The sequence below is a fragment of the Kitasatospora sp. NPDC001175 genome, assembly GCF_053598215.1.
The window spans coordinates 62,916-85,168 of sequence record NZ_JBSFJU010000036.1 but is presented as its reverse complement, the minus strand read 5'-3'; the positions used below and the strand labels follow the sequence as shown (position 1 = coordinate 85,168).

Below are 22,253 nucleotides of genomic sequence, written 5' to 3'. Positions count from 1 at the left end.
GCCTCCTCCCCTGCGCCCTCGTTGAACAGGGGGTCGTCGCGCATCCACCGGCGCGAGTGCGTGTAGGGCTCGCCGGTGGAGGGCTCGCTACCGGGGAGATCCCGGAGCGAGCCGCCACGGCTCTTCCACGTTCAGGGACCGGCCGTCCGGTGCCGGGTGGAAGGCGTGAGCAGCAGGGAAACCGGTGCTCGGACGGTTGTCACGGTGCATCGATCCGCCCGCCGTCTTCAGCCGGTTCCCGGGCGCGCCAGAGCGTTCCGGGAAAGGTGCTCAGGGGGGCTGTCGCCGGGGTGGACGCGGTACGAGGCGCACCGGTATTTCCACGGGCCCGGTGCGTTGGGAGCGGGTGGCGGCATTCCCGGGAAGCTACGGAGAGTTGGCGCTCGGATTCGCGCCGGCTGGACGCTCGCGCGCCGTACGGGGGTGCCGGCTCGGGGCTAGTCCTGCCCCTCGGCCGGGTCGGGGAAGGTCTGCAGGGTCACGAAGACAACCCGGAGGCTCTCGCCGCTGCCCTCGGTACGGATCCGCACCCGCTGGCCGGGCCGCAGCAGGCGCAGGCCGCCGGCGTCGAAGGCCGCCGCGTCGAACGGCACCGGGGTGCCGTCGTCGAGCAGCACGGAACCCGCGTGCGTGTCGGGGTCGAAGGTGAACGCGGTGGCCTGCATACCCGCAGCATATCGGCGAGTTGATGCGCGGGTGGCCGGGGGCGCCGCCGGGGGTGCGACAGGTCCCCCACCTCGGTGCGCTGTGCGGCCCTCAAGGGCCCGGAGTGCGGCGGGGGACGGGCTCTTCGTGCATACCGCGCGCCCGGGAGAGGCCGGTCAGCGGCACCGCCCGCTCGGGGTGAACAGCACGGCGGAGGCGGAGGTGCTGCGGGGGCCGAGGCCCAGGCTGCGGGCGGCGACGAGGTCGTCGCCGGTGTCCACGTCGCGGCGGACCGAGGGGACGTCGGGCAGGGTGATCTCGTACGCGCCGCCGGCCGCGTGGCGCTCCCGGCTCGCCCCGCCGAACTCCGGTCGCAGGGCGGAGTCCGCGGCGCAGGCGAGCAGTGTGGTGCCGATGCCGGGCGCGTCCGCCAGGAAGGCCCGCCCGGTGGCCGGCACGGCGGCCAGCACCCGGGCGAGTTCGGCGGGCCGCAGCGCCGGGAGGTCGGCGGAGAGCGCGGCGACGGGGGAGTGCGGCGCGATCCGGCGGGCGTGTGCCGCGCCGTGCGCGAGGGCCGGGTTGAGGCCGCCGCCGGGTTCGTCGTCGAGGACCAGCGCGCCGAGTCGCGCCAACTCGGGCCCGGCCAACGGGTCCCGGGTGACCACCAGGACTCGGGCCACGTCCTGGCAGGCCAGCGCGGCCGTCACGGTGTCCAGCGCGAAGGCCAGCGCGAGCGCCGCGCGCCGTTCGCCGGCGAAGGCGCCGAGCCGGCTCTTGGCCATCGCGAGCGGTTTCACCGGCAGCACCAACGACCAGCCGGGGCGGGCAGCAGGCGGAACCGGCTCGACGGGGCGTACCGTGTCCTGGGTCATCGGCGTCATTGTGGCGTCGGTGCCGAAGCCCTGGCCAGGCGGGTACCGCGTAGGTTGACGTGCGATTGGTCACTTGCTGCGGGCCGCGGGGGAAGGCTCCTCGACAGCCGGTGAGGCGACGGGCGAGACTGATCCGCGCCCGGGGCCCGGGCACCGGGAACGGACTGCGGCACCTCGGAGTGCCGCACTTGATCGAGGAGGAGCTGGGGTGGCCCGCCGCTCGTACGCCAGATTCGGCAACGCCGACTACGGGTTCTGGTACCGCTTCGCGGCCGTGCTCGTGAAGCCGGTGACGACCGCACTGGTGAAGCCCGAGTGGCGCGGCTGGGAACACCTGCCCGAGGAGGGCGGGTTCATCGCGGTGGTGAACCACAACTCGATCATCGACCCGGTGGTGTACGCGCACTGGCAGTACAACAGCGGCCGCCCGCCCCGGATACTGGGCAAGTCTTCGCTCTTCTCGGTGCCGTTCATCGGGTTCATGCTGCGCAAGACCGGCCAGATCCCGGTGTTCCGCGAGTCCACCGACGCCGCCGAGGCGTTCCGCGCCGCGATCGACGCCGTCAACGCGGGCCAGTGCGTGCAGTTCTACCCCGAGGGCACCCTCACCCGTGACCCCGACCTGTGGCCGATGACCGGCAAGAGCGGGGCGGCCCGGGTCGCGCTGATGACCGGCGCGCCGGTCATCCCGGTGGCGCACTGGGGCGCGCACGAGATCATCCCGCCGTACGGCCGGGGCGGAAGGGGCAAGTACCACCTCTTCCCCCGGCACAAGGTGACCGTTGCGGCCGGCCCGCCGGTGGACCTGAGCAAGTACCAGGGCCAGGAGCTCACCGCCAAGGTGCTCCGTGAGGCCACCGACGACATCATGGCGGCGATCACCGCCGTGCTCGCCGACATCCGCGGCGAACAGCCGCCGGCCGAGCGCTACGACATGCGCACGGCCGCCCGGGAGCGCGCCGCGGCCGCCGCCGCCAAGCGCGAGCGGGCGAGTGGCGGGCAGGACGAAGGCACCACCCCCGAGGAGAGTTCCAAGTGACCCGCTGCGCCGTCTTCGGAACCGGCTCCTGGGGTACCCCGTTCGCGATGATCCTGGCCGACGCCGGCTGCGAGGTGACCCTCTGGGGCCGCCGCCAGGAGCTGGTGGACACCATCGAGCGGACCCACGAGAACCCCGACTACCTGCCCGGGGTGCGGCTGCCGGACAGCGTCCACGCCACCACCGACCCCGCCGAGGCGCTGGCCGGTGCGGACTTCGCCGTGCTGGCGATCCCGTCCCAGACGCTCCGTCAGAACCTCGCCGCCTGGGCGCCGTTGATCGGTCCGCGGACGGTCCTGGTGAGCCTGATGAAGGGCATCGAACTCGGCACCGCCAAGCGGATGAGCGAGGTCGTCCAGGAGGTCGCCGGGGTCGGCCCGGAGCGGGTCGCGGTGGTCAGCGGACCCAACCTGGCGAAGGAGATCGCCAACCGGCAGCCGGCCGCCTGTGTGGTCGCCTGCACCGACGAGGAGGTCGCCAAGCGCCTCCAAGCCGCTTGCCACACCCCGTACTTCCGCGCCTACACCAACACCGACGTGGTCGGCTGCGAACTCGGCGGCGCGGTCAAGAACGTGATCGCGCTGGCGGTCGGCATGGCCGACGGGATGGGCCTGGGCGACAACAGCAAGGCCACCCTGATGACCCGTGGACTGGCCGAGACCACCCGCCTCGGCCTCGCCCTCGGCGCCGACCCGCTCACCTTCTCGGGGCTGGCCGGGATGGGCGACCTGGTCGCCACCTGCTCCTCGCCGCTCTCCCGCAACCACACCTTCGGCACCAACCTCGGCCGCGGCATGACGGTCGAGGAGACCATCGCCGCCACCAAGCAGACCGCCGAGGGCGTCAAGTCCTGCGAGTCGGTGCTCGATCTGGCCCGGCGCAACCACGTCGAGATGCCGATCGTCGAGGCCGTGGTGGACGTGGTGCACCACGGTCGGCCCACCCAAGAGGTGCTCGCCGGACTGATGGCCCGCTCCGCGAAGCCGGAGCGGCGGTAGCGGCCGGACGGCGGGGCTGGGCGGCCCGATTCGCGAAAGCGGCTGAAGTATGCCGAAAACGGACAATGCCCGATTCGAGTAGTCGGCGTGACTTTCCCGAAACCGCTCGCACGGTAGTCTCAAGCGCGATATGAGCATCGAACAGCACTCCCCGAACCCGGGCGCTTCGGGCGCCAAGCCGCGCGTCGCGATCGTCTTCGGCGGTCGCAGCTCCGAGCACGCCATCTCGGTCTCCACGGCCGGCAGCGTGCTCAAGGCCATCGACCGCACCAAGTACGAGGTGCTGCCGATCGGCATCACGCACGAGGGCCGCTGGGCCCTGGTCAGCGACGAGCCGGCCCGGATGGCGATCACCGACGGCAAGCTGCCGGCCGTGTCCCAGATCGCCGAGTCCGGCGACGGTCAGGTCACCCTGCCGGTCAGCCCGGACAGCCGGGAGGTGGTCCTGGCGACCTCCACCGAGGCGCCCAAGGCCCTCGGCGAGGTCGACGTGGTCCTGCCGCTGCTGCACGGCCCCTGGGGCGAGGACGGCACCCTCCAGGGCATGCTGGAGCTCTCCGGCGTCCCGTACGTCGGCTCCGGTGTGCTGGCCAGCGCGGTGGGCATGGACAAGGAGTTCACCAAGCGGATCCTCCAGTCGCACGGCATCGGCGTCGGCGCCTACACGGTGGTCAAGTCGCGCGAGTGGGAGTCCGAGGCGGGCCGCGCGGCGGCGCGCGAGCGGATCGCCGAGCTCGGTCTGCCGCTCTTCGTGAAGCCCTGCCGGGCCGGTTCCAGCGTGGGCATCAGCAAGGTCAAGGACCTCGCCGACCTGGACGCCGCGATCGAGGAGGCCCGCCGGCACGACCCCAAGGTGATCGTCGAGGCCGGGCTCGAGGGCCGCGAGATCGAGTGCGCCGTGCTGGAGTTCGAGGACGGCCCGCGGGCCAGCGTCCCGGCCGAGATCCTGGTCGGCGGCGACTACGAGTTCTACGACTTCGACGCCAAGTACATCGACTCCTCCGAGGTGCAGATCCCGGCGAAGCTGACCGAGGACGAGACCGCCGAGATCCGCCGCCAGGCCGTCGCCGCCTTCGAGGCGCTCGGCTGCGAGGGGCTGGCCCGGGTGGACTTCTTCCTGCTCACCGATGGCCGCTGGGTGGTCAACGAGATCAACACCATGCCCGGCTTCACCCCCATCTCGGCCTACCCGAAGATGTGGGAGGCCAGCGGCGTGGGTTACGCGGAGCTGATCGACCGGCTGCTCCAGGCGGCGCTGCGCCGCTCCACCGGCCTGCGCTGAGTCGTCGGGTCGGAGCCCGCTCGCCCGGTCCCGGAGGGTTACAGGCCGTCCGGGACCGTGGACTTGATCGCGTCGGTGAGCGAGCTGAGCGGGTCGATGTAGTTCGAGTAAGCGCCCTGCGGCACGGTGATCTCGACGTACGCCTTGCGCAGCGTGGTGACGAAGCGGTAGCCGCCGTGGCCGTCCGGCGCCATGCCGAACTGCACGTCGTTCACCTCGGGCGCGGAGGCCGTGGGGTCGTCGTCGAGGTAGCCGGGACGGTCGATGCCGCACTTCAGCACGGTGTGCGGTGAGCTGTTCCAGGCGGCCGTGTACGGGGAGTCGGGCTTCGGGTCCTGCCGCTTGTGCCCCAGCACGGTGTCGGGCAGCGCCTTGTCCAGCGCGGCGCAGATCTTCGCCACGGCCGGTGCCGGCGTGGGCGGGGTGACGTTCGGCGGGGTGCTCCAGTCGACGAGCAGCAGTGCGATCCCGCCCAGCAGCGCGACCGGCGGTGCAGCCCAGCGCAGCGGGGCGGGCAGCGACATCAGGCGGGCGCTCGGACCGGGGAATCGGGGCATCCGCCGATGGTAACCGGGCCTACAGATGGACCACCGGGCAGGTGAGCGTACGGGTGATCCCCTCGACCTGCTGGATCCTGGCCACCACGAGGCGCCCGAGATCGTCCACCGTCTGGGCCTCGGCACGGACGATGACGTCGTAGGGGCCGGTGACGTCCTCGGCCTGCACCACTCCGGTGATCTCGGAGATGGCCTGGGCCACCGCGGTGGCCTTGCCCACCTCGGTCTGGATCAGGATGTATGCCTGTACCACGGGAGACCTCCAGGCGGGGGTGGGCTGACCGGCAGTCTGGATCACCACGCTACCGCGCAGCGGGGCCGGGAGGGGAGACTTCGGCAGGGTCCGAGGGCGTACGCTGCGCGCGGGGGAGTGCGGAACGAGCGCGGGCGGGGACGGACGGGTACGGGACGCGGCCGGGCGGGAGCCCGGAGCGGATCCGGGTCCCTGAGGTGCTTCAGTCATCAGTTGCTTCAGGCATCAGTGGAGAGGACGGCAGATGCAGGGGACCGTGGGCGAGCTGGGCGAGTTCGGACTCATCCGGGAGCTGACCGCCCGGCTGCCGCTGACTCCGGCCGTCGAACTCGGCCCCGGGGACGACGCCGCCGTGGTCAAGGCGCCGGACGGCCGGGTGGTGGCCACCAGCGACGTGTTGATCGAGGGACGGCACTTCCGCCGGGACTGGTCCACCGCCTATGACGTGGGCCGCAAGTCCGCCGCCCAGAACCTGGCGGACATCGCCGCGATGGGCGCCGTCCCGACCGCGCTGCTGCTGGGCCTGGTGACCCCCGCCGACCTGCCCATCACCTGGGCCACCGAGCTGATGGACGGGCTCCGCGACGAGTGCCAGGTGGCCGGGGCGGCCGTGGTCGGCGGCGACGTGGTCGGCGGCGACGCCATCACCCTGGCGATCACCGCGCTGGGCGACCTGCAGGGCCGGGCCCCGGTGAAGCGCTCGGGCGCGCAGGTCGGCGACGTGGTCGCGGTGACCGGTTGGCTCGGCTGGTCGGCGGCCGGACTGACCGTACTGCAGCGCGGGTTCCGCTCCCCGCGCGCCTTCGTGGAGGCGCACCGGCGGCCCGAACCGCCGTACCACGCGGGCCCGGCCGGTGCGGACCTCGGCGCGACCTCGATGGTCGACGTCAGCGACGGCCTGGTGGCCGACCTCGGCCATGTCGCCAAGGCCAGCGGCGTCGACATCGACCTGCGCGCGGCCGACTTCGACATCCCCGCGCAGATGGCCGACATCGGCCAGGCGGTCGGGGTGGACCCGCTGGTATGGGTGCTCTCCGGCGGCGAGGACCACGCGATCGCGGCCACCTTCCCGGCCACCGTCCAGCTGCCCGCCCGCTGGCGGGTGGTGGGCACTGTGGTCCGGATCGCCGGCGCCGCCCGCGGCGGCCAGGTCACCGTGGACGGGGCTCCCTGGGACCGCGTCGGCGGCTGGGACCACTTCGCGGCCCATTAGCGGGCAACCGCGGGGCGTGGGGCGGGCGTTCGTACCGGCGGGAGCGCCCGTACGGGCGCCGGCGCCGGCGGCGGGCGACTCCGGGAGGAGGCCAACCGCGCGTTCGGGCCGAGGTGTTGAGCCCATCCGCGCCGGCGCTGTCCGAGGGTGCGGGAACCGTGCTCGAAGCCGGGCGGGTTCACGGTGGGCGCAGCGTACGGCTTGCGCAGCCCCGGGAGGCCGTCCCGTCACCGGAGTTTCCCCCTGGGGGTGGTACTGGCGCGGGGATCCGGTCCGGGAGGGGTTCGGCGCGTAGGCTTGCGCTGTCGGTCCTGGCCGGGTTTGTCCGGTCTGTCCGGCCCGTACGGATCCATCGACCCGGGGCGGTGCCGCCCCTGGAGCGGGAGAGCGCACCCACCATGCGAATCGGCGTCCTGACCAGCGGAGGCGACTGCCCCGGCCTCAACGCGGTGATCCGCTCGGTGGTGCACCGGGGCACCGATGTCCACGGCGACGAGATCATCGGCATCGAGGACGGCTTCCTCGGGCTGATCGAGGGCCGCGCCCGCCCGGTCTCGCACGACGACGTCACGGGGCTGCTCACCCTCGGCGGCACCATCCTGGGCTCGGCCCGGGTGCGGCGCGACCGGATCAACTGGGCCGTGGAGAACGCCCGTACGCTGGCCCGGAACCTCGGTATCGACGCCCTGATCGCGATCGGCGGCGAGGGCACGCTGACCGCCGCCAGGATGTTCTCCGAGGCCGGGCTGCCCGTGGTCGGCGTCCCGAAGACCATCGACAACGACATCGAGGCCACCGACGTGACCTTCGGCTTCGACACGGCCGTTCACGTCGCGACCGAGGCGATCGACCGGCTGAAGACCACCGCCGAGTCCCACCAGCGGGTGATGGTGGTCGAGTTGATGGGACGTCACACCGGTTGGATCACCCTGACCGCCGGGATGGCGGGTGGCGCGCACGGCATCCTCATCCCCGAGAAGCCGTTCGACATCGAGGCGGTGGCCCGGATGGTCGAGGAGCGCTTCGACCGGCACAAGAAGTTCGCCATCATCGCGGTCGCCGAGGGCGCCAAGCCGGCGCCGGGCACGCTCCGCTTCGACCACGGCGAGGTCGACCAGTACGGCCACCAGACCTTCGGCGGGATCGGCAACCGGCTCGCGCACGAGCTGGAGGACCTGCTCGGCAAGGAGGCCCGCCCGGTCATCCTCGGTCACACCCAGCGCGGCGGCACCCCCACCGCCCGGGACCGGGTGCTCGCCTCCCGCTTCGGCTGGCACGCCGTGGAGGCCGTCCACCAGGGTGCCTTCGGGCACTTCACCGCGCTGCGCGGCACCGAGATCAGGCTGGTGCCGATCGTGGACGCCGTGGTCAAGCTGAAGACCGTGCCCGAGGACCGCTGGCTGGAGTCGGAGGCGGTGCTCTGATCCTCGGGCCGGGCCGGGACGGCTGGCCGGACGCCGCCCGGCGCCCGGTAGGTTGGCGACATGAGCAGCCAGTCAGCACCTCCCGTCGCGGTACCCCCGCGCGTCCTCACCGTCGCCGGCTCCGACTCCGGTGGCGGTGCCGGCATCCAGGCCGACCTCAAGACCATGCTCGCGCTCGGGGTGCACGGCATGAGCGTGATCACCGCCGTCACCGCGCAGAACTCGGTCGGTGTGCAGGGCTACTGGGAGCTGCCCGCCGAAGCCGTCCGCGCCCAGTTCCGCAGCGTGGTGGACGACATCGGCGTGCAGGCCGTGAAGACCGGCATGCTGGCCTCCGTCGAACTGGTCGAGACCGTGTCCGAGCTGCTCGCCGGTGTGCCGGCGCCGGTGGTGGTGGACCCGGTCGGCGTCTCCAAGCACGGCGACGCGCTGCTCGCAGCCGAGGCGGTCGCCACCGTACGGGAGCGGCTGCTGCCGGTCGCCACCCTCGCCACGCCCAACCTGCACGAGGTGGCGCAGCTCACCGGCATCACGGTGGAGCGGGAGGAGGACATGCTGGACGCGGCCAGGGCGCTGCACGACCTCGGCCCGCGCTGGGTCCTGGTCAAGGGCGGACATCTGGCGGGCGAGGCCGCGGACCTGCTCTACGGCGGTCCCGGCGAGGAGCACTGGTACCGCGCCGAGCGCTATGACAACCGGCATACCCACGGCACCGGCTGCACCCTGGCCAGCGCCGTCGCCGCCGAGCTCGCCAAGGGCCTGGCGATGCCCGAGGCGGTCGGTGCGGCCAAGGCGTACGTCACCGGCGCGATCCGGCGGGGCTTCCCGCTCGGCGCCGGCATCGGCCCGGTCGACCACGGCTGGCGCTGGCGCTGACCCAGGGACGCGTACGGCCCGGGGCGGGAACCCCGGGCCGTACGGTCAAGGCGGAACGTCCGTCCCGGCGCCGCGAGGGCGAGACGCCGGACAGGTCCTGGGCGTCGGGACAAAGCAGATAGCCGACCCACCCGAGGGTGGATCGGCTGTCCGGAGGACCGGCTTACCGGTCTGCGCGTCAGCGCGAGACCTTACCGGCCTTGATGCACGAGGTGCAGACGTTGAGCCGCTTCGGCGTCCGCCCAATCACAGCGCGCACCGTCTGGATGTTGGGGTTCCAACGACGGGAGGTACGGCGGTGCGAGTGGGAGATGCTGTTGCCGAAGCCCGGCCCCTTGCCGCAGACGTCGCAGTTGGCAGCCACAGGAGTCACTCCAAGACTTCAGATCATTTACGTTCGAAAACCCCGGCTGAGCCTCCCGGGCCACTCACGTGGACCGGATCGGTTCAAGGGGTGAGCCCGGGTTGTTCCAGGCAACCGGAAGAGCATACAACGCCGCGTCCGGTTAAACGAAACTACCACGCCCCGGCCGGTGATCGTTCCCGCCGCCCGCGCCGTCCGCCCGTCCGCGCCGCTCGGGGGCGTGACGCGCCCGCTCGGTGGTGCCCGGCGGTGCTCGCCCTGCGCGCGGCCCGCCGACGGCCACCGATAACCTGCGGGTATCGCCCCTCGCCACCGCGTTCAGTCGCGTTCCCGTGGCGTTCACCCGGAGGAGAGCTGGTGCTGGACACGCTCGACGCCCCGACCGTCCGCACCTGGAGCCGGCTCGCCCTGACCGCCCTCGGTCAGGCCCGCGAGGAGATCGACGCGCTCAACGTCTACCCCGTTCCCGACGGCGACACCGGCACCAACCTGTACCTGACCGTCGAGGCCGCGGCCGCCGCCGTCGAGCGCTGCTTCGCCGAGCACGCCGGCGAGCCGGACCTGGCCGCCGCCGCCGCGGCGATGGCCAGGGGCGCGCTGGTCGGCGCCCGCGGCAACTCCGGTGTGATCCTCGCCCAGCTGCTGCGCGGCATGGCCGAGGTACTCGCCCGGGGCGGTGACCCCGCGCTGCTGCGCCAGGCCCTCCAGCGGGCCGCCGAGGCCGCCTACCAGGCCGTCGCCGAGCCGGTCGAGGGAACCCTGCTCACGGTCGCCGCCGAGGCCGCCAGGGCCGCCGCGGGGACCGCCGGCGGCCTGGCGGAGACCGCCGACACCGCCTACCGCGCCGCCCGGACCGCGCTGATGCACACCCCCGAGCAACTGGACGTACTGGCCGAGGCCGGAGTGGTGGACGCCGGCGGCCGCGGCCTGGTCGCCGTCCTCGGCGCCCTCGCCGACGCCGTCGCCGGACAGACCCCGATGGGCCCGGTCGCCCTCCGGCAGGGCCTCGGCGCCACCGGACTCGCGGAGAGCTGCGAGGGGCACGAGCGCCCGGCCGGTCCCGGCCACCCCGCCTTCGAGGTGATCTACCTGCTGGACGCCCCCGACGACACCCTCCCGGCACTCCGCGCCAGGCTCGGCACCCTCGGCGACTCCCTGGTGGTCGGCGGCGGCGACGGCCTGTGGAGCGTCCACGTGCACGTGGACGATGCCGGAGCCGCCGTCGAGGCCGCCCTCGAGGCCGGACGGCCGCACCGGATCCGGATCACGCACTTCGCCGAGGCCGCCGCCCGCGCGGGGAAGCGGGCCAGGACCGCGCCCGAGGGCCGCGCCGTGCTCAGCGTGGTCTCCGGCACCGGTCTGGCCGAACTCTGCGAGCAGGCCGGATCCGCCGTCCTGCTGGCCGATCCGGACCGGCCGCCCGCCAGCGCCGAGCTCGCCGAGGCCGTCCGCCGCTGCGCCGCCCGCGAGGTCGTGCTGCTGCTCAACGACCCCGAACTGCGAGCCGCCGCCGGAGCCGCCGCCGACCAGCTCCGCGAGGAGGGCGTGCGGATCGCCGTCCTGCCCACCCGCTCGCCGGTCCAGGGGCTGGCCGCGCTCGCCGTGCACGAGAGCGCCCGACGCTTCGACGAGGACGTGGTCGCCATGACCTCCGCCGCAGGAGCCACCCGCTACGCCGAACTCGCGATCGCCGAGGGCGAGTCCTGGACCATGGCCGGGGTCTGCCAGGCCGGGGACGTCCTCGGCCTGATCGACGGCGACGTCGCGGTGATCGGCACCGGCCTCGCCGAGACCGGTGCGGTGGTGCTCTCCCGGATGCTCGCGGCCGGCGGCGAACTGGTCACCCTGGTGCTCGGCGAGGGCGTACCGACGGGACTGGCCGAGGAGTTGGTGGCACTCGCGCGCAAGCAGCGGCCCGAGGTCGACACCGTGGTCTTCGAGGGCGGGCAGGAGGCCGCGCCGTTGCTGATCGGGGTGGAGTGACCCGGTCTGTCGCAGCCGTGGTGTACACAGGGTGCGATGGGCGCTCTCGATGAACCACTGACCAAGCTGGTCGGCGACCGCACCGCGAAGGTGCTGGCCGACAGCCTCAAGCTGCGCACGGTCGGCGACCTGCTGCACCACTACCCGCGCCGCTACGTCGAGCGCGGTCAGCTCACCAGCCTGGACGAGCTGGAGGTGGACGAGCACGTCACGGTGCTCGCCCGGATCGAGAAGGTGACGCTGATCCCTTTCAAGGCGCGCAAGGGCGACCGCCTGGAGGTGATCGTCACCGACGGCCGCAGCCGGCTCTCGCTGGTCTTCTTCAACCAGGGCTGGCGGCAGAAGGAGCTGCGCCCGGGCGCCCAGGGCCTGTTCGCCGGCAAGGTCGGCCTGTTCAACCGAACCCGCCAACTAGCCTCGCCCGACTACCAGTTGCTGGACGAGGAGGCGGACTCGTCGGCCGCCCGGCAGTTCGCCGGCCGGCTGATCCCGGTCTACCCGGCCAGCGCCCAGATGCCCAGCTGGAAGCTGTCCATCTGCATCGAGACCGCCCTCGCCAAGCACCTCGGCGACGTCGGTGAGCCGCTGCCCGCCGAGCTCCGGGAGAAGCACCGGCTGATCCCGCTGCCCGAGGCGCTCGAGCTCATCCACCGCCCGCGCAACCACGCCGAGCGCGAGCGCGCCCAGAGCCGCCTGCGCTGGGACGAGGCGTTCGTCCTCCAGGTCGCCCTGGCCCAGCGCCGGGCCGCCGACGCGGCACTTCCGGCCGTCCCCCGACAGGCCCGTCCCGGCGGTCTGCTGGCCGCCTTCGACGCCCGGCTGCCCTTCACCCTCACCGACGGCCAGCAGAAGGTCTCCGCCGAGATCGCCGCCGACCTCGCCTCCGCCCATCCGATGCACCGCCTGCTCCAGGGCGAGGTCGGCTCCGGCAAGACGCTGGTCGCACTGCGGGCCATGCTCACCGTGGTCGACGCGGGCGGCCAGGCGGTGCTGCTGGCGCCGACCGAGGTGCTCGCCCAGCAGCACCACCGCTCGATCGCGGAGATGATGGGCGATCTGGCCGAGGGCGGCATGCTCGGCGGCTCCGAACTCGGGACGAAGGTCGTGCTGCTCACCGGCTCGATGGGTGTGCCGGCCCGGCGGCAGGCGATGCTCGACATGGCCTGCGGCGACGCCGGGGTGACCATCGGCACCCACGCCCTGATCGAGGACAAGGTCCAGTTCCAGGACCTCGGCCTGGTCGTGGTGGACGAGCAGCACCGCTTCGGCGTCGAGCAGCGGGACGCGCTGCGCAACAAGGGCGAACAACCCCCGCACCTGCTGGTCATGACGGCCACCCCGATCCCGCGCACCGTCGCCATGACGGTCTTCGGTGACCTGGAGACCTCCGTCCTCGACCAGCTCCCGGCCGGGCGTTCGCCGATCTCCAGCCATGTGGTGCCGGCGGTCGAGAAGCCCAGCTTCCTCGCCCGGGCCTGGGAGCGGGTCCGCGAGGAGGTGGCCAAGGGCCACCAGGCGTACGTGGTCTGCCCGCGGATCGGCGACGAGCCGGACGAACCGAAGAAGAAGCGGGCCAAGTCCCTGCCGGACGACCCGGAGGACCTGGGTGCCGCGAGCGACGACCGCAGGCCGCCGCTCTCCGTGGTGGAGACCGCCGAGACGCTCACCAAGGGTCCGCTGGCCGGGCTGCGGGTGGAGATCCTGCACGGGCGGCTGGCGCCGGAGGCCAAGGACGACGTGATGAAGCGTTTCGCGGCGGGCGAGGTGGACGTCCTGGTCGCCACCACCGTGATCGAGGTCGGCGTCAACGTGCCCAACTCCACGGTCATGGTCATCATGGACGCCGACCGCTTCGGCGTCTCCCAGCTCCACCAACTGCGCGGCCGGGTGGGCCGCGGCAGCGCCCCCGGCCTCTGCCTGCTGGTCAGCGACATGCCCGCGGGCAGCGCGGCCCGGGCCCGGCTGGACGCGGTGGCCGGCACCCTGGACGGCTTCGAGCTCTCCCGGATCGACCTGGAGCAGCGCCGCGAGGGCGATGTGCTCGGGCAGGCCCAGTCCGGGGTGAAGTCCTCGCTGAAGGTGCTCTCCGTGCTGGACGACGAGGAGATCATCGCCACCGCCCGCGCGGAGGCCGCCGCACTGGTCGCGGAGGACCCGGCCCTGGCCGGCCACCCCGAGCTGCGGACGGCCCTGGAGAGCCTGCTGGACGAGGAGCGCGCCGAGTACCTGGAGAAGGGCTGACGGCCCGCCCGCGGCGGCTCCCGCACCCGGGGGCCCGGCCCGGCCGGGCACCCTCGATTGTCAGTGCCCCACGAGAGAATGAAGGTGTTCAGGGCGCACCTCAAGGTGCGTACCTGGCACGACACTTGGGGGTCCTGCCATGGCATTCCGTCATCTCAACGAGCTCCCGCTCGGCGACAAGATCTTCCGGATCGAGCTCGCCAGTGAGGACGACCGCGAAGTCACCCTGACCCTGACCGGCTGGCGCGAGGGTGCCGCCGCCAGCCCGCTCGCCTCCGGCAAGCTCCGCCTCCCCGTCGAGGACGTCGCCAACCTCCGGATCGCGCTGAACCGCGCGCTGCGGGCGCTGGCGATCGTCGCCGAGGTCTCCGAGCCCATCCCCGACCGTGACGTGCTGCGCGAGCTGTACCCCGGCCACGGCGCCCCGTGGGTGCCGCAGCACGAGGAGGAGCTGGTCCGCCGCTTCCACGAGAGCGAGACCATCGCCCGGATCGCCGCCCGCTTCGGCCGTACGCCCGACTCCGTCCGCACCAAGCTGCGTGAGCTCGGTCACGACCCGCGCCGCCCCGACCACTGCCCGCCCGACGGCTGCCTGTCCTGGTCCCGCTACGCCTCCCCGGCCCTGCTCGGGGCGGTCTCGGCGGCCGAGTAGCCCACGGCCCGGCGGCGCCGTGGGGCGCCGCCGGGCTGCCCGGCGAGTGGGCGCCCGGGCGAGCGGCCCGTATAGCGTGGTGGCTGACCCACGAAAGGACCCTGCAGCTCATGACCCGCGTGATCGCCGGCGTGGCCGGCGGCCGGCGCCTGGCCGTGCCGCCCGGCCGCAACACCCGCCCGACCTCTGACAAGGCGCGGGAGGCGATGTTCTCCACCCTGGAGTCCCTGCGCGGGACGATCCACGGCGCCCGGATGCTGGACCTGTTCGGCGGTTCGGGAGCGGTCGGCCTGGAGGCGCTGTCCCGCGGTGCCGAGCACACCCTGCTGGTCGAGTCGGACGCGAGCGCGGCCCGCACCATCCGCGCCAACATCCGCACCGTCGCCCTTCCGGGTGCCGAGCTCCGCGCCGACCGCGCCGAGCGGGTGCTCGCCGGCCCGGCTCCCGCGGCCCCGTACGACCTGGTCTTCCTCGACCCGCCGTACGCGGTCACCGACGACGAGGTGCGGGAGATGCTGATCACACTCCTCGTCGGAGGCTGGATCGCGGACGGTGCAATCGTCACCGTGGAACGCAGCACCAGGGGCGGAGAGTTCGGCTGGCCCGAGGGCTTCGAAGTGCTGCGCTCACGCCGGTACGGCGAGGGCACCCTCTGGTACGGTCGCGCCGCTGCCGGGGTTGATCAAGACTCGTAGCACCGCACCCCACAAGGGAGTCCACGCCATGCGCCGCGCCGTCTGCCCGGGATCGTTCGACCCGATCACCAACGGCCACCTCGACATCATCGAGCGTGCGTCGAAGCTCTACGACGTCGTCCACGTCGTGGTGGCGATCAACCCGAACAAAAAGGGCATGTTCAGCGTCGACGAGCGCATCGCGCTGATCGAGGAGACCACCGCCCAGTGCGGGAACGTCGTGGTCGAGTCGCACCAGGGGCTGCTGGTGGACTACTGCCGGGAGCGCGGGATCCCGGCGATCATCAAGGGCCTGCGTGCGGTCAGCGACTTCGACTACGAACTGCAGATGGCCCAGATGAACCACGGCCTCACCGGCGTGGAGACGCTCTTCGTGCCGACCTCGCCGACGTACAGCTTCCTCTCCTCCAGCCTGGTCAAGGAGGTCGCCGCGTACGGCGGCGACGTCTCGCACCTGCTGCCGGAGCCGGTGCACCGTCAGCTGCTCGTGCGGATCGCCGAGCAGAAGGCCCAGGCGTAGCGCCGCGCCGGCCGGGCGTTTCTGCCGGCCGGTCACGTCGTACGTCCACCGCCGGGATGGCCCGAAGGCCACGGCCGTTGTGAGCTGCGGGGTGAGTGGACGTACAGTCAGTACTCCACTGCCCGGTGGCGAAGCCGCGCCGTCCGGGCCTGCCTCCGCCACAGCCCGGCGGCACACGGAAAGACAGAAGCGCCCGTGGACGTGCAGAACAGACTCGACGCGATCGTCGCGGCGGTGGAGAACGCCCGCTCGATGCCCATGTCGGCGTCCTGCGTGGTGAACCGGGCCGAGCTGGTGGGCCTGCTCCAGGAGCTGAGGGAAGCCCTCCCCTCCGAACTAGCCCAGGCCAAGTCGGTGATGGCCGACCACGAGCAGGTGGTGGCCGAGGCGCAGGCCCAGGCGGACGAGATCATCCGCGGTGCTCACGACGAGCGCGGTTCGCTGATCTCGGACACCGAGGTGGTCCGCCGGGCCCAGGCCGAGGCCGACCGGATCCTCGCCGAGGCCCGTGCCGAGATCGACGCCAAGCGCACCGAGGCCGACGACTACGTCGACGGCAAGCTGGCCAACTTCGAGGTCGTGCTCACCAAGACGCTGGGCTCGGTCGGCCGCGGCCGGGCGAAGCTGCGCGGCGAGGCCTTCGACGGGGCCGAGGGCGACGGCGACGAGTTCCGCCCGCGCGGCACCCCGAGCCCCGAGGTGGACGAGTACGTCGATGTGAAGCTCGCCACCCTGGAGGCCGTGCTCGGCGCCACCCTGGAGGCGGTCGGCAAGGGCCGCGACAAGCTCCTCGGCAAGAAGCCGATCGACGAGCTGGCCGCCTACCTGGCCGCCGCCGACGAGGCCCAGCAGCTCAAGGACCGGGCCGAGGCGGTCGCCGCCGGCTTCGCCGGGGACGGCGAGGAGCAGCCCTGGTACCGCGAGGAGGTGCCGCAGCAGCAGAGCTGGCCCGAGCAGGCCCCGGCCGCGGCCGGTTGGCAGACCGGCCAGGGGGGCGCGGGCGGGGAGGGCTTCGACAGCCACTTCACCCCGCCCGCCGACCAGTACGGCGAGGTCTACGCCGGCGGCTTCGACCCGGCCGGCCAGCCGCAGACGGACCCGTACGGCAACCCCTACGGCTACCCGCAGCAGCCGGCCTATCCGGCGCAGGAGCCCGCGCTGCACGACCCGTACGGCGTCCCGCAGGTGTACGGGCAGCAGCCGGTGTACCAGGAGCAGGGCTACGACGCCTACGGCTACCCGCAGCAGCCCCAGCAGGCCCCGCACGCACAGCCGCCCCAGCAGCAGGCGGGCCTGGACGAGACCAGCTTCTTCGACACCAGCATGATCGACATGACCCGGTTGAGGGAGCTCGGCGGCCGCTAGCGGCCACCCGAAGTTGGGCCAGGCCCGAGTGTCCGGTAGTCTGACCACTCCGGCCTGTTCAGCGCCGGATCGTCCGGCTGCTCGCTCGTAGCTCACAGCGCGGTGCCGCACATCGAACGAACCCGTTACGCGCCACGCAGCGATGTGTGTCGCCACCAGGAAGCCAGGGAACCTTGAACCGCCTCGACCACCGCGACCCGCTCGTGTTCGACACGCATGAGCTTGGCCGCCGTGCGGGCTCGATGCGCCAGGTCTCCCGCGTCCTGGAGGCCCCCGTGGGCCTGGGTATCGCCGATGTGATCGGTGTCCCGGAGAAGAGCGAGCTCAAGCTGGAACTCCGCCTGGAGTCGGTGGTCGAGGGCGTGCTGGTGACCGGCACCGCCGAGGCCCACGTCGAGGGCGAGTGCGTACGCTGCCTGGAGCCCGTCGAGGACGACCTCGAGGTCGGCTTCCAGGAGCTGTACTACTACCCGGAGTCCGACGAGCGTCATCGTGCCCGGACCGCCGGTGCCGAGGACCTCGACGAGGACTCGGAGGAAGAGACTTACCGCCTGGAGGGCGACTTCTTCGACCTCCAGCCGGTGCTGCGTGACGCGGTGGTGCTCGCACTGCCGTTGCAGCCGGTGTGCCAGGAAGACTGCCTGGGTCTGTGCCCCGAGTGCGGGGCACGCCTGAGCGACGACCCGGACCACCATCACGAGGCCGTCGACCCGAGGTGGGCGGCTCTGCAGGGACTCTCCGCCGCCCCCGGCGACGAGGGTGACGAGAACAAGAACAGCGACACCCGTGAGGGTCTCGCCGAGAACCAGGAGAAGTAGCCGTGGCTGTTCCGAAGCGGAAGATGTCGCGCAGCAACACGCGCCACCGCCGTTCGCAGTGGAAGGCTGTCGCCCCCGCGCTCGTCGCGTGCGACCGCTGCCACGAGCCGAAGCTGGCGCACATCGCGTGCCCGAGCTGCGGCACGTACAACCGTCGCCAGGTCCTCTCGGTCTGATCGGCGGGTGTACGGATCGATGTCGGAAAGCAACTCTTCCCGCAAGTCGGCTTCCAACGGGAGCAAGGCCGGCGGGCCGGCTTCGACCGAATACGACGTCCTGGAAGGGCGCCTCGGGTACCCACTTGAGCGCGCCCTTCTGGTACGTGCCCTGACCCACCGCTCGTACGCGTACGAGAACGGTGGTCTGCCCACCAACGAACGCCTGGAGTTCCTCGGCGACTCGGTGCTGGGCCTGGTGGTGACCGACACCCTCTACAACCTCCACCCGGAGGTCGCCGAGGGCACGCTCGCCAAGCTCCGTGCCGCGGTGGTCAACTCCCGCGCGCTCGCCGAGGTCGGCCGCGGCCTGGACCTCGGTGCCTTCATCCGGCTCGGCAAGGGCGAGGAGGGCACCGGCGGCCGCGACAAGTCGTCGATCCTCGCCGACACCGTCGAGGCAGTGATCGGCGCCATCTACCTGGACAAGGGCCTGGACTCGGCCACCGAGTTCGTCCACCGGCTGTTCGACCCGCTGATCGAGGAGTCCTCTCAGCTCGGCGCCGGACTGGACTGGAAGACCAGCCTCCAGGAGCTCACCGCCTCCGTCGGCATCGGTGTACCCGAGTACGTCGTCACCGAGTCGGGCCCCGACCACGAGAAGACCTTCGATGCCGCCGCCCGGGTGGCCGGCGAGGACTTCGGACACGGCAGCGGCCGCTCGAAGAAGGAAGCCGAGCAGAAGGCCGCCGAGAGCGCCTGGCGGGCGATCAAGGCCAAGTACGCCGACCAGCTGCCCGGCAACGCGGTCTGAGGCCGCAGGAGTGCCCGAACTTCCCGAGGTCGAGGTGGTTCGGCGCGGTCTGGCCCGCTGGATCACCGGTCGGACCGTCGCCGAGGTGGAGGTCCTGCACCCGCGCGCGATACGCCGCCAGGTGGGCGGCGCGCCCGACTTCACCGCCCGGCTGACCGGTGCCACCTTCGGGGAGGCCCGCCGGCGCGGCAAGTACCTCTGGCTTCCCCTGACCTCTTCGGGGGCGCTCGGCACCGGCTTCTCGATGATCGGGCACCTGGGCATGAGCGGGCAGCTGCTCGTCCAGGACCCGGCGGTGCCCGACGAGACCCATCTGCGGGTCCGCTTCCGCTTCACCGACGGTGCGCGTGAGCTGCGCTTCGTCGACCAGCGCACCTTCGGCGGCCTCGCCGTCGAGGAGACCGAGCCGGACGACCCCGATGGCACCCCGGTCTCCATCGCGCACATCGCCCGCGACCCGCTCGACCCGCGCTTCGACGACGACGCCTTCATCGCCGCGCTGCGGGCCAGGCGCACCACGGTCAAGCGCGCCCTGCTCGACCAGACCCTGATCAGCGGTGTCGGCAACATCTACGCCGACGAGTCGCTCTGGCGCGCCAAGCTGCACTACGAGCGGCCCACCGCGACGCTCACCCGTCCGCAGGCCGCCCTGCTGCTGCGGCACGCCCGGGACGTGATGAACGCCGCCCTCGCGGTCGGCGGCACCAGCTTCGACAGCCTGTACGTCAATGTGAACGGCGAGAGCGGCTACTTCTCCCGCGACCTGGACGCCTACGGGCGCGAGGGCGAACCCTGCCGCCGCTGCGGCACCCCGATCCGCCGCGCCGCCTGGATGAACCGCTCCAGCTACTTCTGCCCCCGCTGCCAGCGCGCTCCGCGCTAGAAGGCCAGGGGCGCGGGAACCGCGCAGCCCCCGCGCCCCGGCGCTGCCCTCAGGAGCGGGCCGGTTCGGGAACCGTGGGCTCGGCGGCGGGGTGGACCTCGGTCTCCTCCTGGCCGAAGTAGGCGACGCCGACCGCGCTGATCACCGCGAGGACGAAGCCGGCGACGGCCAGCCAGCCCAAGCCGGCCCGGGAGGAGTCGCCCAGCCAGAGCACACCGACCGCGCCCGGCACGACCGTCTCCCCGACCACCAGCGCGGCCGTGGCGCCGTTGACCGACCCGACCTGCAGCGCCACGGTGTGCAGGTACATCCCGCCGACGCCGCCGATGATGATCACGTACAGCGCCGGGTCCGAGACCAGCTGACCCAGGTCGAAGGGCTGGAGGCCGTTCAGCAGCCGGACCCCGATCCCCAGGGCGCCGAAACCGAGCCCGGAGAGCAGACCGGCCACGATCGCCCCACTGGCACCGAGCCGCCGCACGGTCAGGCTGCCGCCGGCGATGAGCACCACCGACGCGCCGAGCAACCACCAGTGCACCGCCATCTGGGCGTGGTGTCCGCCCTCGGGCCCGGCGGCCGTGGCCAGCAGCACCAGTGCCCCGCAGAGCACACCGATCGAGGCCCACTCCAGGCCCTTCAGCCGCAGGCCGAGCAGCTTGATGCTCAGCAGGGCGGTGATCACCAGGTTGGCGCTGATGATGGTCTGGGACAGGAAGAGCGGCAGCAGCCGGGCGGCCAGCGCGCCGAGGCCGAAGCCTATGAAGTCCAGGACCGTGCCGAGGATGAACTCCCAAGTCACCACGGCCTTGGCGGTGGAGGAGAGGCTCGGCCCGCCGTGTTCGGTGACGCCGGAGGCGGCGCCGCTGGCTGCCGCCTCCTCACGGGCCGAGCGGCGTGAGCCGACCGCCTGGAGGACCGAACCGGTGCCGTAGCAGGCGGACGCCGCGACGGCGGTGACAAGACCGAGGATCACCAGGAGCTCCGATTCGGATCTGGGCAGTGGATCTGGCAGTGCTGACCAGTCCGGGCAGTACTGATCAGCACAACTATGCCTGGTCCGCCGGACCACCGGGTCACCCGTCGGGAGGAGCCGGGACCGAACCGCTCGGCGGGGGTGGGCATCGGACCGGGGGCGGTCCCGGCACACGGGCGCGGCCAGGTACCTTCTCTCACATGAGAACTGTGCTCCGCCGTCCCCCGGCCGCCAGGCCAGCCGCCCGCTCGGCGGCGCTACTGGTGGGCCTGCTCGGGCTGCTGCTCCTGCTGATCGCGCCCTCCGCCTCGGCGGCGGGCGGCATCGACGAGGCCGCGACCTCCCTGAAGAAGAGTCAGGTCTACGTCGATCCGGCGATGACCAGCCGGTTCTCCGAGGACCAGGCCGCCGCTCTGGGCAAGAAGCTCAGGGACTCCGGCAAGGCGGTCTACATCGCGGTCATCCCCGACAGCGCGCAGTACCCGTCCGGCACCGTCGCCCGTGACCTGCGGGACGAGGTCGGCGTGGTGGGCCTCTACGGCATCTGGCGCGGCAACGAGTTCAAGGCCTTCGCGGACAAGGGCGTCGCCTCCAAGAACACCGTGTCGAACATGGCCGGGGCCGCCGTCCGCTCCCACCCGGGTGACATCAACGGCGCCCTGAACGACTTCGCCGACCACGCCGTCCGCCAGGTCAAGGGCCACGCGCCGGAGGCGTCCTCCGGCGGGATCAGCACCGCCGCGATCGTCATCCCGCTCGCCCTGCTGGTGCTCGCGGGCGGCGGTGTCTTCCTGCTGTTCCGCCGGGCGAAGAAGCGCAGGGAGGAGAAGGAGCGCGCCGAGCTGGCCCAGCTGCGCACCGTGGTGGACGAGGACATCACCGCCTTCGGCGAGGAACTCGACCGCCTCGACTTCAACCCCGGCGCGCCCGATGCCGACGACGCCCAGCGGGCCGACTACTCGCACGCCCTCGACGCGTACGAGCGGGCCAAGCAGACCATGGACGCGGCCAAGCGGCCCGCCGACGTGTCACAGGTCACCGAGGCGCTGGCGGACGGCCGGTTCGCCCTGGCCACGCTGGCCGCACGGCGGGAGAAGCGCCCGCTGCCGGAGCGCCGTTCGCCGTGCTTCTTCGACCCGCGCCACGGGGTGTCCGTCCAGGACGTCTACTGGGCGCCGACCGGCGGCGCGCCGCGTACCGTACCGGCCTGCGCCGCGGACGCCGCCCGGGTGACGAGCGGCCAGGAGCCGGACATCCGCACCGTGCAGACCGAGTACGGCCAGCAGCCGTACTGGAACGCCGGCCCGGCCTACAGCCCGTGGGCGGGCGGCTACTACGGCAGCGGGGTGCTGCCGGGCCTGCTGGTCGGTACCGCGCTCGGCTCGATCATCGCCGGGCCGGACACCGCCTGGGCGGCCGGCTCGGAGAGCTACGGCCACGGCCACGGCGGCCTGGAGGCCGGCGACGACAGCGGCGCCAACTTCGACCCCTCCGACTTCGGCGGCTTCGACGGCGGCTTCGACGGCGGCGGTGACAGCGACTTCGGCGGCTTCTGACCGACCGCTCCCCGCGTCCGGCCCCGGTGACCTGCTCGGCAGGCCGCCGGGGCCGTTGCCGTCCCGGGGCGCCGA

At 72.7% G+C, this 22,253-nt stretch carries 23 protein-coding genes; 17 read left to right on the top strand and 6 right to left on the bottom strand.

The genetic code is table 11. The features are described 5' to 3' along the window. Positions 1–437 precede the first annotated feature (437 nt). Together ACWDAK_RS24515 and cofC are read right to left on the bottom strand one after the other, a co-directional pair. The gene (locus ACWDAK_RS24515) at positions 438–665 is read right to left on the bottom strand and encodes a hypothetical protein (protein WP_344639859.1); all 228 of its coding nucleotides are present in this window, start codon (positions 663–665) and stop codon (positions 438–440) included. A 156-nt stretch (positions 666–821) separates the two neighbouring features. After that, complete coding sequence (gene cofC, locus ACWDAK_RS24510) at positions 822–1,517, bottom strand: 2-phospho-L-lactate guanylyltransferase (protein WP_427394440.1); 696 nt, start codon at positions 1,515–1,517, stop codon at positions 822–824. A gap of 208 nt (positions 1,518–1,725) precedes the next feature. Here cofC and ACWDAK_RS24505 point away from each other — a divergent pair, with 208 nt between their 5' ends. The 3 genes from ACWDAK_RS24505 to ACWDAK_RS24495 all read left to right on the top strand — a co-directional run bounded on the left by ACWDAK_RS24505 (position 1,726) and on the right by ACWDAK_RS24495 (position 4,836). Beyond that, on the top strand, positions 1,726–2,556 hold the full coding sequence (locus ACWDAK_RS24505; protein ID WP_344639857.1) for a lysophospholipid acyltransferase family protein: 831 nt from the start codon (positions 1,726–1,728) through the stop codon (positions 2,554–2,556). Next, the gene (locus ACWDAK_RS24500) at positions 2,553–3,554 is read left to right on the top strand and encodes an NAD(P)H-dependent glycerol-3-phosphate dehydrogenase (RefSeq protein ID WP_344639856.1); all 1,002 of its coding nucleotides are present in this window, start codon (positions 2,553–2,555) and stop codon (positions 3,552–3,554) included. Before ACWDAK_RS24505 ends, ACWDAK_RS24500 begins: the two co-directional genes overlap by 4 nt. A 130-nt stretch (positions 3,555–3,684) precedes the next feature. Next, positions 3,685–4,836, top strand: coding sequence for a D-alanine--D-alanine ligase family protein (locus ACWDAK_RS24495; RefSeq protein WP_344639855.1), 1,152 nt, complete (start codon positions 3,685–3,687; stop codon positions 4,834–4,836). Positions 4,837–4,874: 38 nt separating this feature from the next. On the opposite strand, the gene ACWDAK_RS24490 is transcribed toward ACWDAK_RS24495, so the two are convergent. Both ACWDAK_RS24490 and ACWDAK_RS24485 read right to left on the bottom strand, forming a co-directional pair. Then, entirely contained in the window at positions 4,875–5,393 is a 519-nt protein-coding gene (locus tag ACWDAK_RS24490) for a DUF3515 domain-containing protein (RefSeq protein ID WP_344639854.1), read from the bottom strand. A 19-nt stretch (positions 5,394–5,412) separates the two neighbouring features. Continuing rightward, complete coding sequence (locus ACWDAK_RS24485; protein ID WP_344639853.1) at positions 5,413–5,646, bottom strand: Lrp/AsnC family transcriptional regulator; 234 nt, start codon at positions 5,644–5,646, stop codon at positions 5,413–5,415. Positions 5,647–5,890: 244 nt separating this feature from the next. On the opposite strand from ACWDAK_RS24485, the gene ACWDAK_RS24480 reads away from it, so the two are divergent. From ACWDAK_RS24480 to thiD, 3 genes are all read left to right on the top strand, one after another. Continuing rightward, the gene (locus ACWDAK_RS24480) at positions 5,891–6,859 is read left to right on the top strand and encodes a thiamine-phosphate kinase (protein ID WP_344639852.1); all 969 of its coding nucleotides are present in this window, start codon (positions 5,891–5,893) and stop codon (positions 6,857–6,859) included. A 398-nt stretch (positions 6,860–7,257) separates the two neighbouring features. Continuing rightward, positions 7,258–8,283: a 6-phosphofructokinase gene (locus ACWDAK_RS24475; protein WP_344639851.1), complete on the top strand. Its 1,026-nt coding sequence runs from the start codon at positions 7,258–7,260 to the stop codon at positions 8,281–8,283. Between the two features lie 60 nt (positions 8,284–8,343). Next, complete coding sequence (gene thiD / locus ACWDAK_RS24470; RefSeq protein ID WP_344639850.1) at positions 8,344–9,159, top strand: bifunctional hydroxymethylpyrimidine kinase/phosphomethylpyrimidine kinase; 816 nt, start codon at positions 8,344–8,346, stop codon at positions 9,157–9,159. A 178-nt stretch (positions 9,160–9,337) separates the two neighbouring features. On the opposite strand, the gene rpmB is transcribed toward thiD, so the two are convergent. Further along, positions 9,338–9,523: a 50S ribosomal protein L28 gene (gene rpmB / locus ACWDAK_RS24465; protein WP_344639849.1), complete on the bottom strand. Its 186-nt coding sequence runs from the start codon at positions 9,521–9,523 to the stop codon at positions 9,338–9,340. A 357-nt stretch (positions 9,524–9,880) separates the two neighbouring features. On the opposite strand from rpmB, the gene ACWDAK_RS24460 reads away from it, so the two are divergent. From ACWDAK_RS24460 to mutM, 10 genes are all read left to right on the top strand, one after another. After that, entirely contained in the window at positions 9,881–11,506 is a 1,626-nt protein-coding gene (locus ACWDAK_RS24460; RefSeq protein ID WP_427394441.1) for a DAK2 domain-containing protein, read from the top strand. 36 nt (positions 11,507–11,542) lie between these two features. Further along, entirely contained in the window at positions 11,543–13,747 is a 2,205-nt protein-coding gene (gene recG, locus ACWDAK_RS24455) for an ATP-dependent DNA helicase RecG (protein WP_344639847.1), read from the top strand. Positions 13,748–13,886: 139 nt separating this feature from the next. Further along, positions 13,887–14,399 carry a hypothetical protein gene (locus ACWDAK_RS24450; RefSeq protein WP_344639846.1) on the top strand — a complete coding sequence of 171 codons (513 nt, stop codon included), beginning with the start codon at positions 13,887–13,889 and terminating at the stop codon, positions 14,397–14,399. Between the two features lie 110 nt (positions 14,400–14,509). After that, complete coding sequence (rsmD, locus tag ACWDAK_RS24445; RefSeq protein ID WP_344639845.1) at positions 14,510–15,094, top strand: 16S rRNA (guanine(966)-N(2))-methyltransferase RsmD; 585 nt, start codon at positions 14,510–14,512, stop codon at positions 15,092–15,094. A 28-nt stretch (positions 15,095–15,122) separates the two neighbouring features. Beyond that, positions 15,123–15,614 carry a pantetheine-phosphate adenylyltransferase gene (gene coaD / locus ACWDAK_RS24440; RefSeq protein WP_344639844.1) on the top strand — a complete coding sequence of 164 codons (492 nt, stop codon included), beginning with the start codon at positions 15,123–15,125 and terminating at the stop codon, positions 15,612–15,614. A gap of 195 nt (positions 15,615–15,809) precedes the next feature. After that, positions 15,810–16,979 carry an ATP synthase F0 subunit B gene (locus ACWDAK_RS24435; RefSeq protein ID WP_344639843.1) on the top strand — a complete coding sequence of 390 codons (1,170 nt, stop codon included), beginning with the start codon at positions 15,810–15,812 and terminating at the stop codon, positions 16,977–16,979. Positions 16,980–17,152: 173 nt separating this feature from the next. Next, entirely contained in the window at positions 17,153–17,797 is a 645-nt protein-coding gene (locus ACWDAK_RS24430; protein WP_427394442.1) for a YceD family protein, read from the top strand. Between the two features lie 2 nt (positions 17,798–17,799). Then, the gene (gene rpmF, locus ACWDAK_RS24425; RefSeq protein WP_344639841.1) at positions 17,800–17,973 is read left to right on the top strand and encodes a 50S ribosomal protein L32; all 174 of its coding nucleotides are present in this window, start codon (positions 17,800–17,802) and stop codon (positions 17,971–17,973) included. A gap of 19 nt (positions 17,974–17,992) precedes the next feature. Continuing rightward, positions 17,993–18,766 (top strand): ribonuclease III, encoded by a 774-nt coding sequence (gene rnc / locus ACWDAK_RS24420; protein ID WP_344639840.1) that lies wholly within the window; start codon positions 17,993–17,995, stop codon positions 18,764–18,766. Positions 18,767–18,776: 10 nt separating this feature from the next. Next, complete coding sequence (gene mutM / locus ACWDAK_RS24415; protein WP_344639839.1) at positions 18,777–19,649, top strand: bifunctional DNA-formamidopyrimidine glycosylase/DNA-(apurinic or apyrimidinic site) lyase; 873 nt, start codon at positions 18,777–18,779, stop codon at positions 19,647–19,649. 49 nt (positions 19,650–19,698) lie between these two features. Here the strand turns inward: mutM and ACWDAK_RS24410 are convergent, their stop codons facing one another. Next, a complete protein-coding gene (locus ACWDAK_RS24410) occupies positions 19,699–20,622 on the bottom strand; it encodes a DMT family protein (protein WP_344639838.1) in 924 nt (307 codons plus the stop codon). Between the two features lie 200 nt (positions 20,623–20,822). Between ACWDAK_RS24410 and ACWDAK_RS24405 the strand changes: the two genes are divergently transcribed. Then, positions 20,823–22,178, top strand: coding sequence for a hypothetical protein (locus ACWDAK_RS24405; protein WP_344639837.1), 1,356 nt, complete (start codon positions 20,823–20,825; stop codon positions 22,176–22,178). Positions 22,179–22,253: the final 75 nt, after the last annotated feature.